This is a genomic window from Streptomyces purpurascens, assembly GCF_045040895.1.
GTDB classification, from domain to species: domain Bacteria; phylum Actinomycetota; class Actinomycetes; order Streptomycetales; family Streptomycetaceae; genus Streptomyces; species Streptomyces purpurascens.
On the sequence record NZ_CP108341.1, the window covers coordinates 4,184,168 to 4,199,272 of the forward strand.

General features: G+C 71.5%; 11 protein-coding genes. 5 read left to right on the forward strand and 6 right to left on the reverse strand.

Going from position 1 to position 15,105, the window contains the following annotated elements; genetic code table 11:
* Positions 1-6 precede the first annotated feature (6 nt).
* Together OHU35_RS18940 and OHU35_RS18945 are read right to left on the reverse strand one after the other, a co-directional pair.
* Positions 7-1,371: an MFS transporter gene (locus tag OHU35_RS18940; RefSeq protein WP_405506096.1), complete on the reverse strand. Its 1,365-nt coding sequence runs from the start codon at positions 1,369-1,371 to the stop codon at positions 7-9.
* Positions 1,372-1,397: 26 nt separating this feature from the next.
* Positions 1,398-1,835, reverse strand: a complete 438-nt coding sequence (locus tag OHU35_RS18945; protein ID WP_184597761.1) for a MarR family winged helix-turn-helix transcriptional regulator — start codon at positions 1,833-1,835, stop codon at positions 1,398-1,400.
* Between the two features lie 155 nt (positions 1,836-1,990).
* Here OHU35_RS18945 and OHU35_RS18950 point away from each other — a divergent pair, with 155 nt between their 5' ends.
* The gene (locus OHU35_RS18950; RefSeq protein WP_189727050.1) at positions 1,991-2,173 is read left to right on the forward strand and encodes a ribbon-helix-helix protein, CopG family; all 183 of its coding nucleotides are present in this window, start codon (positions 1,991-1,993) and stop codon (positions 2,171-2,173) included.
* A gap of 13 nt (positions 2,174-2,186) precedes the next feature.
* Here OHU35_RS18950 and OHU35_RS18955 read toward each other — a convergent pair whose 3' ends face one another.
* Entirely contained in the window at positions 2,187-3,638 is a 1,452-nt protein-coding gene (locus OHU35_RS18955) for an NCS2 family permease (RefSeq protein ID WP_189727051.1), read from the reverse strand.
* Between the two features lie 117 nt (positions 3,639-3,755).
* Here OHU35_RS18955 and OHU35_RS18960 point away from each other — a divergent pair, with 117 nt between their 5' ends.
* The 3 genes from OHU35_RS18960 to OHU35_RS18970 all read left to right on the forward strand — a co-directional run bounded on the left by OHU35_RS18960 (position 3,756) and on the right by OHU35_RS18970 (position 7,689).
* Positions 3,756-4,040 (forward strand): DUF2530 domain-containing protein, encoded by a 285-nt coding sequence (locus OHU35_RS18960; RefSeq protein WP_189727052.1) that lies wholly within the window; start codon positions 3,756-3,758, stop codon positions 4,038-4,040.
* Between the two features lie 276 nt (positions 4,041-4,316).
* Positions 4,317-5,162 (forward strand): class I SAM-dependent methyltransferase, encoded by an 846-nt coding sequence (locus OHU35_RS18965; protein ID WP_405506099.1) that lies wholly within the window; start codon positions 4,317-4,319, stop codon positions 5,160-5,162.
* A 133-nt stretch (positions 5,163-5,295) separates the two neighbouring features.
* Positions 5,296-7,689: an HAD-IC family P-type ATPase gene (locus OHU35_RS18970; RefSeq protein WP_405506100.1), complete on the forward strand. Its 2,394-nt coding sequence runs from the start codon at positions 5,296-5,298 to the stop codon at positions 7,687-7,689.
* A gap of 56 nt (positions 7,690-7,745) precedes the next feature.
* Here the strand turns inward: OHU35_RS18970 and OHU35_RS18975 are convergent, their stop codons facing one another.
* From OHU35_RS18975 to OHU35_RS18985, 3 genes are all read right to left on the reverse strand, one after another.
* Positions 7,746-8,654 carry a hypothetical protein gene (locus OHU35_RS18975; protein WP_189729226.1) on the reverse strand — a complete coding sequence of 303 codons (909 nt, stop codon included), beginning with the start codon at positions 8,652-8,654 and terminating at the stop codon, positions 7,746-7,748.
* A 171-nt stretch (positions 8,655-8,825) separates the two neighbouring features.
* Positions 8,826-11,990, reverse strand: coding sequence for a sacsin N-terminal ATP-binding-like domain-containing protein (locus tag OHU35_RS18980; RefSeq protein ID WP_405506103.1), 3,165 nt, complete (start codon positions 11,988-11,990; stop codon positions 8,826-8,828).
* Between the two features lie 473 nt (positions 11,991-12,463).
* The gene (locus tag OHU35_RS18985; RefSeq protein ID WP_189729229.1) at positions 12,464-13,378 is read right to left on the reverse strand and encodes a DUF3027 domain-containing protein; all 915 of its coding nucleotides are present in this window, start codon (positions 13,376-13,378) and stop codon (positions 12,464-12,466) included.
* 262 nt (positions 13,379-13,640) lie between these two features.
* Between OHU35_RS18985 and OHU35_RS18990 the strand changes: the two genes are divergently transcribed.
* On the forward strand, positions 13,641-15,041 hold the full coding sequence (locus OHU35_RS18990) for an MFS transporter (protein WP_405509273.1): 1,401 nt from the start codon (positions 13,641-13,643) through the stop codon (positions 15,039-15,041).
* The last annotated feature ends 64 nt before the right edge of the window (positions 15,042-15,105 follow it).

Genomic DNA, 15,105 nt, shown 5'->3' on the forward strand with positions numbered 1-15,105 from the left:
GCCCTCCTACGCCGCCGGAGCCAGCGCCTCCTGCTGCTCCCTGGGGACGAACCGCACCCGCGGGTGACCGTGGTGCCAGCCCACCGACAGGCGCAGATTGCCGACGCGGGCCAGGATCAGGCCGATCACGGCCGCGGCGGCCGCCGCCACGGCACCGCCGGCCGCCAGGCCGACCCGGGCGCCGTAGGTGTCGGTGATCCAGCCGACTATCGGGGCGCCGACCGGGGAGCCGCCGAGGAAGACCATCATGTAGAGGGCCATGACACGGCCGCGCATGGCCGGGTCCGTGGACATCTGGATGCTGGTGTTCGTCGTGACGTTGACCGTCATGCCGAACAGGCCCAGCGGGACCATGAGCAGGGCGAACATCCACAGCGTCGGGGTCGTCGCCGCCACGATCTCCAGCGCGCCGAAGACCACGGCGGCGGCGATCAGCAGCCGCAGCCGGGCGGTGCCGCGCCGCGCGGCGAGCAGCGCGCCCGCGACGGAGCCGACCGCCATCAGCGTGTTGAACATGCTGTAGGCGCCCGCGCCCGCGTGGAACACGTCGTCCGCGAAGGCCGAGAGGTAGACGGGGAAGTTGAAGGCGAAGGTGCCGACGAAGCCGACCAGGACGATCGGCCAGATCAGCTCGGGCCGGCCGGTGACATAGCGCACGCCCTCCCGCAGCTGCCCCTTGCCGCGCGGGGCGCGTTCCACGACATGCAGCTCGCGGGCGCGCATCAGCAGCAGGCCGGCCAGCGGCGCGACGAAGGACAGGCCGTTGAAGAGGAAGGCGTAGCCGGTGCCGACGCCGGTGATCAGCAGACCCGCGACGGCGGGGCCGACCAGCCGGGCGGACTGGAAGTTGGCGGAGTTCAGGCTGACCGCGTTCTGCAGCTGCCCGGGGCCGACCAGTTCGGAGACGAACGACTGCCTGGCCGGGTTGTCGACGACCGTGGCCAGACCCACCGCGAAGGCGGCGACGTACACGTGCCACACCTCGACCTGGCCGGTGAGGGTGAGGACGGCGAGGGCGATGGCGGTGAGGCCCATCGACGTCTGGGTGACGAGCAGGGTGGGCCGCTTGCGCAGCCGGTCGACGAGGACACCGCCGTAGAGGCCGAAGAGCAGCATCGGCAGGAACTGCAGCGCGGTCGTTATGCCGACGGCCGCAGAGGAGCCGGTGAGGCTGAGGACCAGCCAGTCCTGGGCGATGCGCTGCATCCAGGTGCCGATGTTGGAGACGACCTGCCCGAGGAAGAACAGGCGGTAGTTCCTGACCTTCAGGGAGGAGAACATCGAGGACTTGCGCGGGAGTGTGTCGGAGGTGGGCGGGGAATCGTGGGGATCAGGTGCGGGGACGGAAGCTGCTCCGGGTCCCGAACTCAAAGGGTTCGCCTCCTTGCTGCGACGGCTTACAGGTGCGCGAGCTTCTCCAGCACGGGGGCGGCGGCGCGGAGTTTCGCCCACTCGTCCTCGTCGAGGTCCTCGACCAGCGTGGCCAGGAACGCGTTCCGCTTGCGGCGGCTCTCCTCGAGCATCGCTTCGGCCTGCTCGGTGCGCGTCACGACCTTCTGGCGCCGGTCCTCGGGGTGCGGCTCCAGACGGACCAGCCCCTTCGCCTCCAGCAGCGCCACGATGCGGGTCATCGACGGCGGCTGGACGTGTTCCTTGCGGGCGAGCTCGCCCGGCGTGGCCCTGCCGCAGAGGGACAGGGTGCCGAGCACCGACATCTCGGTGGGGCTGAGCGACTCGTCGACACGCTGGTGCTTGAGCCGACGGGACAGCCGCATCACGGCGGATCGGAGGGAGTTCACGGCGGCTACATCGTCGCCATGGCTGAGGTCCGGCATGTTCTTTAGCGTAACTCATTACTCTCGCTAAGGAACACCACGGACACGCGAGAACGCCCGTGACTCTGGCCACTTACCCGTGACATCACTCATATGGGTGATCCGACGACGGAACGCGACCCGCCACACCGAAAGATGCCGCGACCCTCATGCCCATGGGGACCAGCGTGCTCAGCCTGCGAATAGACCACGACCTGCTCGACCGGCTCCGGCACCATGCCGCGAGAAGGGGAATGAGCGTCCAGGACTATGTCGTCCGGACGCTCATTCGAGATGACTTCGACGAACGGTTCCAGTCCGCCGTCGAGGAGACGGAGCGGTTCTACGGAGTCACCTGAGGACCCCGTCCGATCAAGTCAGCCCCAGCGCCGGCATCAGGTAGTAGAACGCGAACACCGCCGCCACCGCGTACATCGCGGTCGGAACCTCCCGGCCCCGACCGGCCGCCAGGCGCAGCACCGCGAAGGTGATGAAGCCCATGCCGATGCCGTTGGTGATCGAGTACGTGAACGGCATCATCAGCATCGTCACGAAGGCCGGGACGGCGATCGTGTAGTCCGCCCAGTCGATCTCCTTGACCGAGCCGGAAAGGATCAGGAAGCCGACCGCGACCAGGGCCGGGGTGGCCGCCTGGGACGGCACCATCGTGGCGACCGGCGTCAGGAAGAGCGCGAGGGCGAAGAGGCCGCCGGTGACGACGTTCGCGAAGCCGGTGCGGGCGCCCTCGCCGACACCGGCGGTGGACTCGACGAAGGCGGTCGTGGCCGAGGAGGAACTGGCACCACCGGCGGCGACGGCAAAGCCGTCCACCAGCAGCACCTTGTTGATGCCGGGCATCTGCCCCTGCGCGTCCGTCAGCTTCGCCTCGTCGGAGACGCCCATGATCGTGCCCATCGCGTCGAAGAAGCACGACAGCAGCACGGTGAAGACGAAGAGCACGCCGGTCAGCATGCCGACCTTCTCGAAACCGCCGAACAGACTGACCTGCCCGACCAGCCCGAAGTCGGGGCTGGCAACGGGATTGCCGGGCCACTTCGGAGTGGTCAGCCCCCAACTCGGCACGTCGACCAGGGCCTCGATCACAACGGCCACAACAGTCATGGCGACGATCGAGATCAGGATCGCGCCGGACACCTTGCGCACGATCAGGGCGAGCGTCAGCAGCACCCCCAGCACGAAGACCAGCACCGGCCAGCCGTTGAGATGACCGTCGCCACCCAGCTGCAGCGGCACAGTCGTCTGCGCGACATCCGGGATACGCGAAACGAACCCGGCGTCGACCAGCCCGATCAGCATGATGAACAGGCCGATACCGATGGAGATGGCCTTGCGCAGCCCGAAGGGCACGGCGTTCATGACCCGCTCGCGCAGCCCCGTGGCGACCAGCAGCATGACGACGAACCCGGCGAGAACCACCATGCCCATCGCGTCCGGCCAGGACATGCGCGGGGCGAGCTGCAGCGCGACGACGGAGTTCACACCGAGCCCGGCGGCCAGCGCGATCGGCACATTGCCGATGACACCCATGAGAAGGGTGGTGAGGGCCGCCGTGAGGGCCGTAGCGGTGACCAGCTGCCCGTTGTCGAGCTGGTGACCGTACATGTCCTTCGCGCTGCCGAGGATGATCGGGTTCAGCACGATGATGTAGGCCATCGCGAAGAAGGTGGCGAGACCGCCCCGGACCTCGCGAGACAGGGTGCTGCCCCGCTCGGAGATCCGGAAGAAGCGGTCGAGTGCGCCGTACGTGGGCCCGGCTCCCGGCTGTTCAGGGGCGGGGACCTGGGCGGGAGCCGAGGACGACATGTGTTTGTTGTTTCCTACGAAGAGAAGTGGTCAGACACAAACCGTTTCAGTATGAACATATAACCCCCCGATCGACCATCTCCGCGCGTAGACCTGATCGCCTCGTAAGCTGTCCCCATGGCGAAGTGGACCCCCAGGCACGAGGCGCCGGAGCCCCTGGAGGGCCCCGTGGTCGCCACCATCATCGGCGGCACGATTCTGTGGTTCCTCCTCTTCCTGATCCAGCTCCCCTTCTATGGCTGGTTCGACGACCACGGCCACACCTGGTGGCTGTGGACCTGCCTGGCCGGCGGCGGCCTGGGCCTGCTGGGCATCTGGTACGTCCGTAAACGCGACGCCGCGATCAAGCGAGCGGCAGCACAGGACCAGACAGCCACTCCCTCGACCCCCTCGGCCCAGTAAGAGGGACCACGACGCCCCCGCACCCGCGCACGGCGAGAAGGGGACGTGTCGGGGGGTGTCCGCCCGCAGCTGGTTGGCGCGTCAACGCCAGTCAGTCGGCGTCCAACCCCATCGCGCCGTTCCGAGGACGGACACCCCCCGACACGTCCCCGACCCACCACCCGGCGCAAGGCGCAGACGCGCACCCACCCCCACGCTCCGGCGAGACACAGCCCCACCCCCTCCCTACGCTCAAGAGGAGGCGGCAAACGCCCGCAACCGGTGAGGAGCGCAGCCATGACGATGCAGAACAGCGCGGTCGAGGCGGACCGGGCGCTGAAGGCCAAGCACCGGGCGATGTGGGCCCAGGGCGACTACCCGTCCCTGGCCGCCGAGGTCATCCCCGGCCTGGGAGCGGTCCTGGTCGAAGCCTGCGGGGTGCGCCCAGGCCAACGCGTGCTGGACGTGGGCGCCGGCAGCGGCAACGCCGCGATCCCGGCCGCCCAGGCCGGCGCGGACGTCATCGCCTCCGACCTGACCCCGGAACTGTTCGGGGCCGGCCGGCTCGCGGCCGAGCAGCAGGGCGCGACTCTGAGCTGGCAGGAGGCCGACGCCGAGGCCCTGCCCTTCGGCGACGCGACGTTCGACACCGTGCTGTCCTGCGTCGGCGTCATGTTCGCCCCGCACCACCAGCAGGCCGCCGACGAACTCGTCCGGGTCTGCCGTCCGGGCGGCACCATCGGCCTGCTGAGCTGGACACCCCAGGGCTTCATCGGCCGCATGTTCGCCACGATGAAGCCGTACGCGCCCCCGCCCCCGCCGGGCACCCAGCCACCCCCGCTGTGGGGAGACGAGAACCATGTGCGCGCACTCCTCGGCGACCGGGTCACGGACGTGCGCGCCGAGCGCCGGACCGTCAGAGTCGACCGCTTCGCGACGCCCGAGGCGTTCCGGGACTACTTCAAGGAGCGCTACGGCCCGACGATCACCGTGTACAAGATCATCGCCGACGCCCCCGACCGTGTCGCCGCCCTGGACCGCGACCTGGTGGACCTCGGCCGCGACGGCGACCTGGGGACGGGCCCGGGCGGGACGGCCCTGGAGTGGGAGTACCTCCTGCTCACCGCCCGCCGAGCAGGCTGACACAGCCGCGCGGCACCAGGTTCCGAAGGCGTACAACTGCCGTACGACCAGGGCACGACGCCCATCCTCCCCAGGTCGGATCTTCCCCGCATTCAGCAGGTGAAGCGGCAAATCCGCACGTACCGTCGAATGCATGACGCATCTCGACGCGGGTGCCCGGCTCGACTCCGCGCGGCCGGCGACGGTCACCTCACCCGTGACCGGCCTGACCGGTGCTCAGGTCGCCGAACGCGTGGAGCGCGGGCAGGTCAACGACGTGCCGGTGCGCAGCAGCCGCTCCACCGTCGACATCGTCCGCGCGAACGTCTTCACCCGCTTCAACGCGATCATCGGCATCCTGTGGCTGATCATGCTGGTCGTCGCCCCGATCCAGGACAGCCTCTTCGGCTTCGTGATCCTCGCCAACACCGGCATCGGGATCGTCCAGGAGTGGCGGGCCAAGAAGACACTGGACTCCCTCGCGCTGATCGGCGAGGCCAGACCGACCGTACGCCGGGACGGGGAGGCCGGGCAGGTCAGCACGTCCGAGATCGTCCTCGACGACCTGATAGAGATCGGCCCCGGCGACAAGATCGTCGTCGACGGCGTCTGCGCGGAGGCCGACAACCTCGAGATCGACGAGTCGCTGCTCACAGGCGAGGCCGACCCGGTCGTCAAACGCCCCGGCGACCAGGTGATGTCGGGCAGCTTCGTGGTCGCGGGCGGCGGGGCGTTCCAGGCGACGAAGGTCGGCCGAGAGGCATACGCCGCCCAGCTCGCCGAGGAGGCCTCGCGCTTCACCCTCGTCCAGTCCGAGCTGCGCTCCGGCATCTCCACGATCCTCAAGTACGTCACGTGGATGATGGTCCCGACCGCGATCGGCCTGATCATCAGCCAGCTGTTCGTGAAGGACAACCCCTTCAAGGACTCCGTGGCGCGCACGGTCGGCGGCATCGTCCCCATGGTCCCCGAGGGACTGGTCCTGCTCACGTCCGTCGCCTTCGCCATCGGCGTCATCCGCCTGGGCCGCAAGCAGTGCCTGGTCCAGGAGCTGCCCGCGATCGAGGGGCTGGCCCGGGTGGACACCGTCTGCCTCGACAAGACCGGCACCCTCACCGAGGGCGGCATGGACGTCACCGAGCTGCGCCCGCTCCAGGACGCCGACGAGACGTACGTACGGCAGGTCCTCGGCGCCCTCGGCGAGTCGGACCCGCGCCCGAACGCGTCCCTGAAGGCGATCATCGACGCCTACCCGGACGGCGAGCACTGGCGCTGCACCCAGGCGCTGCCCTTCTCCTCGGCCCGCAAGTACAGCGGCGCCGCGTTCGCGGAGGCCGACGGGGAGACGAGCACCTGGCTGCTGGGCGCGCCGGACGTCCTGCTGCCCGACGACGACCCGGCACTCGCCGAGACCGGGCGGCTGAACGAGCGGGGCCTGCGGGTGCTGCTGCTCGCCCGGGTCGCACGCGACCTCGACGACGCCGAGGTGACCGAGGGGGCGAAGCCCACCGCCCTGGTCGTCCTGGAGCAGCGGCTGCGGCCGGACGCGGCCGACACTCTGAGCTACTTCGCCGACCAGAACGTCCGGGCCAAGGTCATCTCCGGCGACAACGCCGTGTCGGTCGGCGCGGTCGCCTCCAAGCTCGGGCTGTCCGGCACCACCGTGGACGCACGCCGGCTGCCCGCCGACCAGGACGGCATGGCCCGGGCGCTCGACGACAACACGGTGTTCGGGCGGGTCACCCCGCAGCAGAAGCGGACCATGGTGGGCGCGCTGCAGTCCCGTGGGCACACGGTCGCGATGACGGGCGACGGGGTGAACGACGTTCTCGCCCTGAAGGACGCCGACATCGGCGTGGCGATGGGCTCCGGCTCGGAGGCGACCCGGGCGGTGGCGCAGATCGTGCTGCTGAACAACAGCTTCGCCACGCTGCCGTCGGTGGTGGCCGAGGGCCGCCGGGTGATCGGCAACATCACGCGTGTGGCGACCCTGTTCCTCGTCAAGACGGTCTACTCGGTGCTGCTGGCCGTCCTGGTGGTCTGCTCACAGGTCGAGTACCCGTTCCTGCCGCGCCACTTGACCCTGCTGTCGACGCTGACGATCGGCATCCCGGCGTTCTTCCTCGCGCTCGCGCCCAACAAGGAGCGGGCGCGGCCGAACTTCGTCCGGCGGGTCATGCGGTACTCGATCCCGGGCGGGGTGGTGGCCGCGGTGGCGACCTTCGCGACGTATCTGATCGCCCGGGAGCACTACACGGGCGCGGGTGCGCTGGACGCGGAGACCAGCGCGGCGACGCTGACGCTCTTCCTCATCTCGATGTGGGTCCTGGCGATCATCGCCCGCCCCTACACCTGGTGGCGCATCGCCCTGGTGGCGTCGATGGCCGGGGCGTTCCTGCTGGTCCTGGTGGTGCCGTGGCTCCAGCACTTCTTCGCGCTGAAGCTGGTCGGCATGACCGTGCCGTGGATCGCGGTCGGCATCGCGGCGGTGGCGGCGGCCACCCTGGAACTCGCGTGGAGATGGGTGGACCGCCGCGTTCCCGCATAGGCGCGCCGCCGTTGGGGCCGGTCGCGCGGTTCCCCGCGCCCCTTTCGGGGCGCGTTCTACTTCACGTCGACGAAGTCGCCCGCCGCGTTGACCGCGGGGGTGGTAGTCGTGCCCGCGAAGGAGTAGCGGAAGTAACCGTCGGCCGACGCCTTGACCGTGGTCTTCAGCTCACCCGTGGAGTTCGACTTGATGGTCTTCACCGTGGTGTAGGTGTTGGAGTTCTTCTTGCGGAACTGCAGCTTCACCGACTGGTTGGTGTAGCCGTGGTACTTGTTGTCGTCCCAGTTGGCGCGGGACAGCTTGCCGGTGACGGTGATGGTCTTGCCCTTCTTCACCGGCTCGGGCGAGGCGTTGACCGTCAGCTTGGAGAAGCGCTGGAGCTTGAAGGAGTTGGTCGGGTCCGTCACCGCGACACCGACCTTGTCCAGGTTCGGGTTCTCCGGGTCCTCGCCGTTGAACGCGACCGCGAAGCCCGCGGCCTTCCAGGAGCCGGCGTCCTCGTTCAGCAGCGCGAACGGGTCGATCTCGACGGTGGCCTTGCAGTTGGCGACGGTCGCGGAGGAGTCCGTGCAGCTCGCGTCGTTGCTGTCGAAGTAGAAGACCGACTCCTCGAACGAGGCGCCGCGGTACAGCTCGATGCCCGCGAAGAAGTCGGCCGCGTGGATGTCGACGTCCGCGCCGTGCGTCAGCTTGAAGGAGACGGGCACCTTCACCAGGTTGGTGGTGCCGGCGGAGATGTTCTTGCCGTTGTTGACCTTGACCGAGGAGAAGGTCGCGTTCAGGGCGTACGGCGTGCCCTCCGCGGCGGCCGCGAGGGCCGACCGGCCGGAGCCGGCGTGGACGACCTCGCTGGCGGCGGCGATGTCCGCGGGAACCTTCGGCTCGGCGGCCTGCGCGGCCGGCACGGCGAAGGCGGAAAGGGCCAGGGCGCCGGTGACGGCGGCCACGGTGGCTCGGATGCGCATGCGTTCTCCAGGTGGAGAGGGGCCCCGGCGCTCGTCGTCGGCTCCTGGGGCCCAAGTGATCGTGGAGTCTGTTGACTCACGTGATCAGATGCCCGAGGGGTCCGCTTGGTTGTACGACCGGTGAAAAATTTGTGCGGGAGTTTTCACGAGCCGCCGGGGCGTCCCTGAGGCTCAGTCGAACCAGCGGTCCCGCTCCAGTTCCTCCGTCCGCGACGGATCCTCCAGCAGCGCCGCCACCTCGAACCGCCGCGGCCACTGCCCGGCCGCCCAGGCCAGCCCCGCGGCGACGCCCTCCAGGGTGGCGGCGTGCAGGACACCGTCGTTGGTCAGGCGCCAGTCGATCTCCACGCCGTCGACGACGAGTTCCTCGTGTTCGACGTAGGAGGCCGGGGTCAGCCGGCCGAGCAGTACCCGCACCGGCTCCGGTACGTCGTGCTCGACGCCCTCGGAACCGACCTCCCCGGTGACGGACTCGCTCAGCCGCCGCACCTGGAACAGCTCGGCCAGATCGGCGGCCCGGGAGGGGCGCACCGGGAGCAGCGGGACGCCCGAGGTGAAGGGCAGCAGGTCCGGCGAGTCGACGACCACGGCGTCGGCCGCGTCCACGACCTCCACCCGGCCGTCGACGACCGCGCGCAGCTCGTCCGGCAGGGTCACCTGCTCCGGGTCCAGCTCGGCCAGCGCGCCGTAGAGGGCGTGCAGTTGGGCGTCCGCCACCTCGCGCTCGGGCTCGGCGAGCCGGTCGAGCAGCTCGGCGGCCCCGCCGGGCTCGTCCAGCAGCGCGGCGACGGACGTGCGAACCCCCAGCGCGCGCAGCACCTGTTCGTCTTCGAATCCGGTGGCGTCGGCCTCGTCGTACAGCCCGCGCAGCAGCGGGTCACCGCCGGCGGCGCGCAGACCGGCCGGGCGACGGCCGTCGAGCACCGGGTTCCCGCGCAGCCACCAGGCCGCGTACGGCCGTACGACCTCGTGCGTCCCGTCGTGCAGCAGGATCCGCACGGGCTGGACGATCGCGTCCCGGAAGGGCGGCTGCGACAGCAGGGCCAGGGCCTGGGCCCACTTGTCCTCGTCGACCAGGTCCAGGTCCCGTACGGCGATGATCTCCGTCGCGACCGGCGGGACCGGGCTGTCCGGGAAACGGTCGAGGATGTCCTCGCACCACACGTCGACGGCGTCCAGCAGGCCCGCGTCGTCGGGCTCGGCGAAGTCGCCCTCGCGGGGCTCCAGTTCGTCCGGGTCGAGGACGACATCGGTGGCGCGGACGAGCGCGAAGTTGGCCAGGACCCCGCAGGCGGCGAGCGGCTGCTCGCCCCACCGGCCGGCCAGCTCGGCGTCCACGGCGGCGAGTTCGCCCTCGCGCATCACCTGGGCGAAGGGGCTGCCGGGGAAGACGAGTTCGCAGGCGGGGGCCGGTTCGCCGTCCTCGTCGGGCAGGGCGAGGGCGCCGAGCCAGGGCTCGTCGCCGGGCTCCAGGCCGGCGTCCCGCACCAGCGCGAGCACGGTGTCGGCCAGTTCGTCGGCGTCGAGGGTGTCCTCTTCCCAGTTCACACCGCCCTCGTCGTCCAGGGACGCGGCGACGGCGGCCCGTACCTGCGGGGTGGTGAGCACGGCACGCGGAGTGGCCGGCAGGGCGCCGAGCTTCTCCAGGAGCGGGTGGGCGGCGTCCGGGTGGGCGACCTTCAGGCCGAGCCGGGCCAGCACCTCGGGGTCGAGACGGGCGGCCTCCGCGCTGGGCAGCAGGACCTGCCGGGGGCCGATCGTCGTACGTCCTCCCCCAGTGCCGAAAGCCTGGGAGGTGCCCCCAGCGAGCGGCACGGGGAGGCCCGACAGCCGGTCGGGGTCCACCCCGGCGAGGCTGTCGTAGAGCCGCCGCCACCAGCCGGGGTCCTTCTCGAGCCCGGCCAGCCGGTCGATGGCGTCGGTGAGGGGGACACGGGAGACGCCCAGGGTCCGCAGCTCCGCGCGCCGCTCCAGCCCGCCGGGCAGCAGGGTGGGCAGCACCTCGGCGAGGACCCGCACGGTGTCCGCGCCCGCGCCCTCGACGATCTCGGCGTCACGGGGCCGCAGGGAGTCGGGCAGGTCATCGTCGCCGTCGTGCTCGCCTGGCTCGGCGGCGGGCGGCAGGAAGGAGGTGCGGGGCAGCCGCTCCAGGATCGCCTGGCGCAGGGCGCCGTCCAGCTCGCCCTTGCCGAGCGGGCCGGGCACGAGGCCGATGATCCCGGCGGTCACCGGTCGCCAGTCGCCGAGGAGTTCGGCGTACGCGTCGGCCGCGCGCTGGACGAGGTAGTCGGTCAGCGGTCCCGGGGCGGCGTGCCGGCGGGTGGAGTCCAGTGGGAACGAGGCGATGAGCAGGGCCGGGACACCGAGCGGCTCGTCGCTCGGCGTGGGGGCGTGCACGACCGGGCTGGTGTGGGGCCGGGCCGGGCTGCCGTCGCTGTCGACGGGGACGGCCCAGGTGACGGACCACCGCGGACGCAGCCGCTCCTCGACGGGCCGGTCGGCGAGCAGGTCGGGGGTGAGCGGGCCGTGGGCCTCGGTGGTACGCCAGTGGGTGACGCCGTCGCCGGAGTCGTCGATGACGATGAAGGGGCCGTCGGTGCGGCGGGTGATCGTGCGCGGCGTCTCACCGTTGACCTCCACGACGACCTCTTCGAGGCCGGGGAGGGCGAGCAGCAGCGCGTCGTCGACGGCGTGCAGGAGCCGCTCGGCGAGGTCGGTGGCGGGGTCGTCGCGCAGCGGCAGGATGACGGCGGTGTCGTACGGGTCGGGGGCGGTGCCCTCGGCGGCGAACGGCAGCCGCAGCAGCGGTACGTGCCCGTCACGCCGCCGGACCTCGTCCCCGAGCCCGGGGCTGTGCCGGGCGACATCGGCGGCCAGCTCCCGCGCCTCGGCGAGGGACCAGCGCACCCCGCCGTGCCGGCCGACGACGGCGGGCTCGTCGGTGACCGCGAGGACGGCGGCGAACCCGACGCCGAAACGCCCGACGGCCCGCTCGTGGCTCTCCCGCTTCGCGGAGGCACGCAGCGTGGACAGCGACTCCACGCCGGCCGCGTCCAGCGGGGCGCCGGTGTTGGCGGCGACGAGGACCCCGTCGCGGAGGGTGAGCCGCAGACGTCCCGGCACCCCCGCCCGGGCCGCCGCGTCGGCGGCGTTCTGGGCGAGCTCGACGACGAGCCGGTCCCGGTAGCCGCCGAGGACGAGGTCCTCCTCGGCGTTGGCGTCCTCACGGAACCGGGCGGGGCTGGTGGCCCAGGCGTCCAGCACGCCGCGGCGCAGGCGGGCGGTACCGAACGGATCGGCCCCCTCAGCGGCGGGCCGCACGAACTTGCTGCTCACGTTCCGTACCTTCTCCTCGTCGACGTGAGGAGACGGTACCGCTTGGGCAGCGGGGCCGCGTGCCCCGCCCGCCCCCGTCAGCCCCGGGCCGCTCTCCCCCGGGCTCGGTCGCCCACTCGAGTGAACGTCATCAACTGGGCTCCATCTGTGAGCAGTTGGCTTCTACGCTCGGCCAAAGCCCTTTCCGCATGTGCCACAGGCATGACCGCACCCGTAAACAAGCCCCCCCACCCTCACAGGAACCCGCATGGTCAGCTCGCCCCACGAGGCGATGCACCGCATCTTCCAGGACCACCCCGGACTGTTCTCCCGGGTCTCCGAAGTTCGAGGCGGTCCGCGAGCGCGTCGTGAGCTGCGATGACCCCGAGACCCTGCGCCGCTGGCACCGACGCGCCGTGATCGCGCCCACTGCCGACCAGATCTTCTCGGACGAGCAGGACACGTAGCTGATCAGCGGCCGGGCCAGGACACGGCTACGAGTGGCCCAGGTCCTCCGTGCTCTCGTCCGCCGTCGCCGCCACCGAACCCGAGTCCGGCGCCGGGCGCAGCGGGAACGGGTCGACGCGGGTCTCGTCGATGACCGGGGAGGGCGGCTGCGGGGGGCGGGGCATGACCGCGGCCTCGGAGTGGCCGCCGCAGCCGTAGGCCAGGGAGACGACCCGCCCGTCGGCCGGGGAGAACTCGTTGGCGCAGACGCCGAAGGCCTGGCCGAGGGAGCCGCCGATCCGGGCCAGGAAGCCACAGCTCACGCAGGCCGCGGGGGCCGCCTGCGCCATCGGGGTCTTGGCGCCGAACGCCTCCTCCCAGCGGTCGGCGGCGATGTGCAGGCCGAAGCGGGAGAGCACCCGGGCGCGGCGCACACCGAGTTCCTCGGCCACTGCCGCGATCGAACCGCGCGCCGGGACGGCCAGGGGCCCCGCGGTGACGTCCGCGTCCTCGGCTTCCGCCAGGGCCGCCATGTCGTCGGAGACGACGGAGTTCGGCGGGGGCTCGTCCTCGCCGCTCCAGCCGGGCTCCAGACGCAGATCCTCCGCGTCCGTGGGCAGCAGATCGCCCGGCCCCATGTCGCCGGGGCGCAGCCGCTCGCTCCACGGCACCCACTCGGGCGCGAGCACCGCGTCCGGGCCGGGCAGCAGCGCCGCCTCGTCCACCGTGACGATCTTCGCCCGGGAGGCCCGGGCCACCGTCACGGCCCAGCGCCAGCCCCGGTACCCGAGCTCCCGGCACTCGAAGAAGTGTGTGACAACGCGGTCCCCCTCGGAGACCGTCCCCACGTGTTCGCCGACGATCCCTGGCGCCGCGGCCTCCTCGGCTGCGGCGCGCGCGAGGTCGACGGCCTCTGCGCACAGACGGTCAGGGGTGCGGCTTCGCGTTGTCGCTGCGCTCACAGGTATCGCTTCTCTCCATACGCCGTCTGACGAGTGCGCCACTCCCAGCGCGGGGGCGGACGGAGCGGACCGGGGGACCGCGTCGACGTCCTTCATCCATTTTGCGGGATGGCTGAGATACGCACGCTACCCTTCCGCCCCACTTCGCGTACACCGACGGTGCCATGACCCGACGACCGGACCGTCAGCCGGCAGTCACCCCAGAGGCCCTATACAAGCGCCAATGGCACTACCCACAGCCTTCTCGGGGCACTATGACGTCGTGGCAGCCGCGAAGACGCCCGTCAAGGGAAGCAGCCGACTGAGCGGACCGGGCCGTATGCGCGGCTCCCTCCGCGCGGTCGGCCGTGCCCTGCACTTCCCGGTCACCGGAACCGCCCGCGGCATCCGCAAGGCCACCCACGCGCACGGCGCCGGCGAGTCCGGCCTCGGTAAGCTGATCGAGCTGCACGGCGTGAACGGCGCCGGCGATGTCATGGTCACCGTCGCCCTCGCCTCGACCGTCTTCTTCTCCGTCCCCACCGACGAGGCCCGCGGCCGCGTCGCGCTGTACCTCGCCATCACCATGGCGCCCTTCACGCTCCTCGCGCCGGTGATCGGCCCCCTCCTCGACCGCATCCCGCACGGCCGCCGGGCGGCCATGGCCGGCGCGATGCTGGCCCGGGCGCTGCTCGCGGTCGTCCTGTCCGGGGCCGTCGTCACCGGCGGGATCGAGCTGTACCCGGCGGCGCTCGGCGTCCTCGTCTCGTCGAAGGCGTACGGGGTGGTCAGAAGCGCCGTCGTGCCCCGGCTGCTGCCGCCCCGCTTCTCCCTGGTGAAGGCCAACTCGCGCGTCACCCTCGGCGGGCTCCTCGCCACCGGCATCGCCGCCCCGATCGGCGCCGGACTCCAGCAGATCGGGCCGCGCTGGCCGCTCTACGGCGCGTTCGTGCTGTTCATCGCGGGGACCGTCCTGTCGTTCACGCTGCCGCCCAAGGTCGACTCCGCCAAGGGCGAGGACACCGCGCTGCTGGCCGCGGACGAACAGCATCTGCACGGCCCGCACCGCCGGCCCGTCAAACGCCCCGGGCTGCGCACGGTCGGCCCGGCCGTCACCCACGCCCTGGCCGCCAACGCCTCCATCCGCTGCCTCACCGGCTTCCTGATCTTCTTCCTCGCCTTCCTGCTCCGCGAGCACCCGGTCTCCGGCCAGAGCGCCGCCGTGTCCCTGGGGATCGTGGGCGTCTCGGCGGGCGCGGGCAACGCGCTCGGTACGGCGGTCGGGGCGTGGCTGCGCTCCCGGGCACCGGAGATCATCATCGTGACGGTCGTGGCGTGCGTGCTGGGCGTGGCGATCACGGCCTCGGTGTTCTTCAGCGCGGTCCTGGTGGCCTGTCTGGCCGCGGTGGCCGGCTTCGCCCAGGCCCTGGCGAAGCTGTCCCTGGACGCGCTGATCCAGCGGGACGTGCCCGAACTGGTCCGGACCTCGGCCTTCGCCCGCTCCGAGACACTGCTGCAGATGGCCTGGGTGCTGGGCGGTGCGATCGGCCTCGCGCTGCCGCTCAACGGCACGGTCGGGCTGGCGGTGGGCGCGGCGATCGTCGGCGCCGGGTGGCTGACGACCGTACGGGGACTGATCGGCTCCGCCCGGCGCGGCGGTGCGACGCGGGCGCGTGTGGCGTAGGGCCCTTCTGATGGATCTCCCGACGGATCTCGGTGGGAGCCGTACCCCGCGTGGGCGGTCCGAC

What these genes read in the sequence shown, in the direction of transcription:
- OHU35_RS18945 (WP_184597761.1), bottom strand. Translation starts at nt 1,835, where the DNA reads ATGCCGGACCTCAGCCATGGCGACGATGTAGCCGCCGTGAACTCCCTC.
- OHU35_RS18950 (WP_189727050.1), top strand. Translation starts at nt 1,991, where the DNA reads ATGGGGACCAGCGTGCTCAGCCTGCGAATAGACCACGACCTGCTCGAC.
- OHU35_RS18955 (WP_189727051.1), bottom strand. Translation starts at nt 3,638, where the DNA reads ATGTCGTCCTCGGCTCCCGCCCAGGTCCCCGCCCCTGAACAGCCGGGA.
- OHU35_RS18960 (WP_189727052.1), top strand. Translation starts at nt 3,756, where the DNA reads ATGGCGAAGTGGACCCCCAGGCACGAGGCGCCGGAGCCCCTGGAGGGC.
- OHU35_RS18965 (WP_405506099.1), top strand. Translation starts at nt 4,317, where the DNA reads ATGACGATGCAGAACAGCGCGGTCGAGGCGGACCGGGCGCTGAAGGCC.
- OHU35_RS18970 (WP_405506100.1), top strand. Translation starts at nt 5,296, where the DNA reads ATGACGCATCTCGACGCGGGTGCCCGGCTCGACTCCGCGCGGCCGGCG.
- OHU35_RS18975 (WP_189729226.1), bottom strand. Translation starts at nt 8,654, where the DNA reads ATGCGCATCCGAGCCACCGTGGCCGCCGTCACCGGCGCCCTGGCCCTT.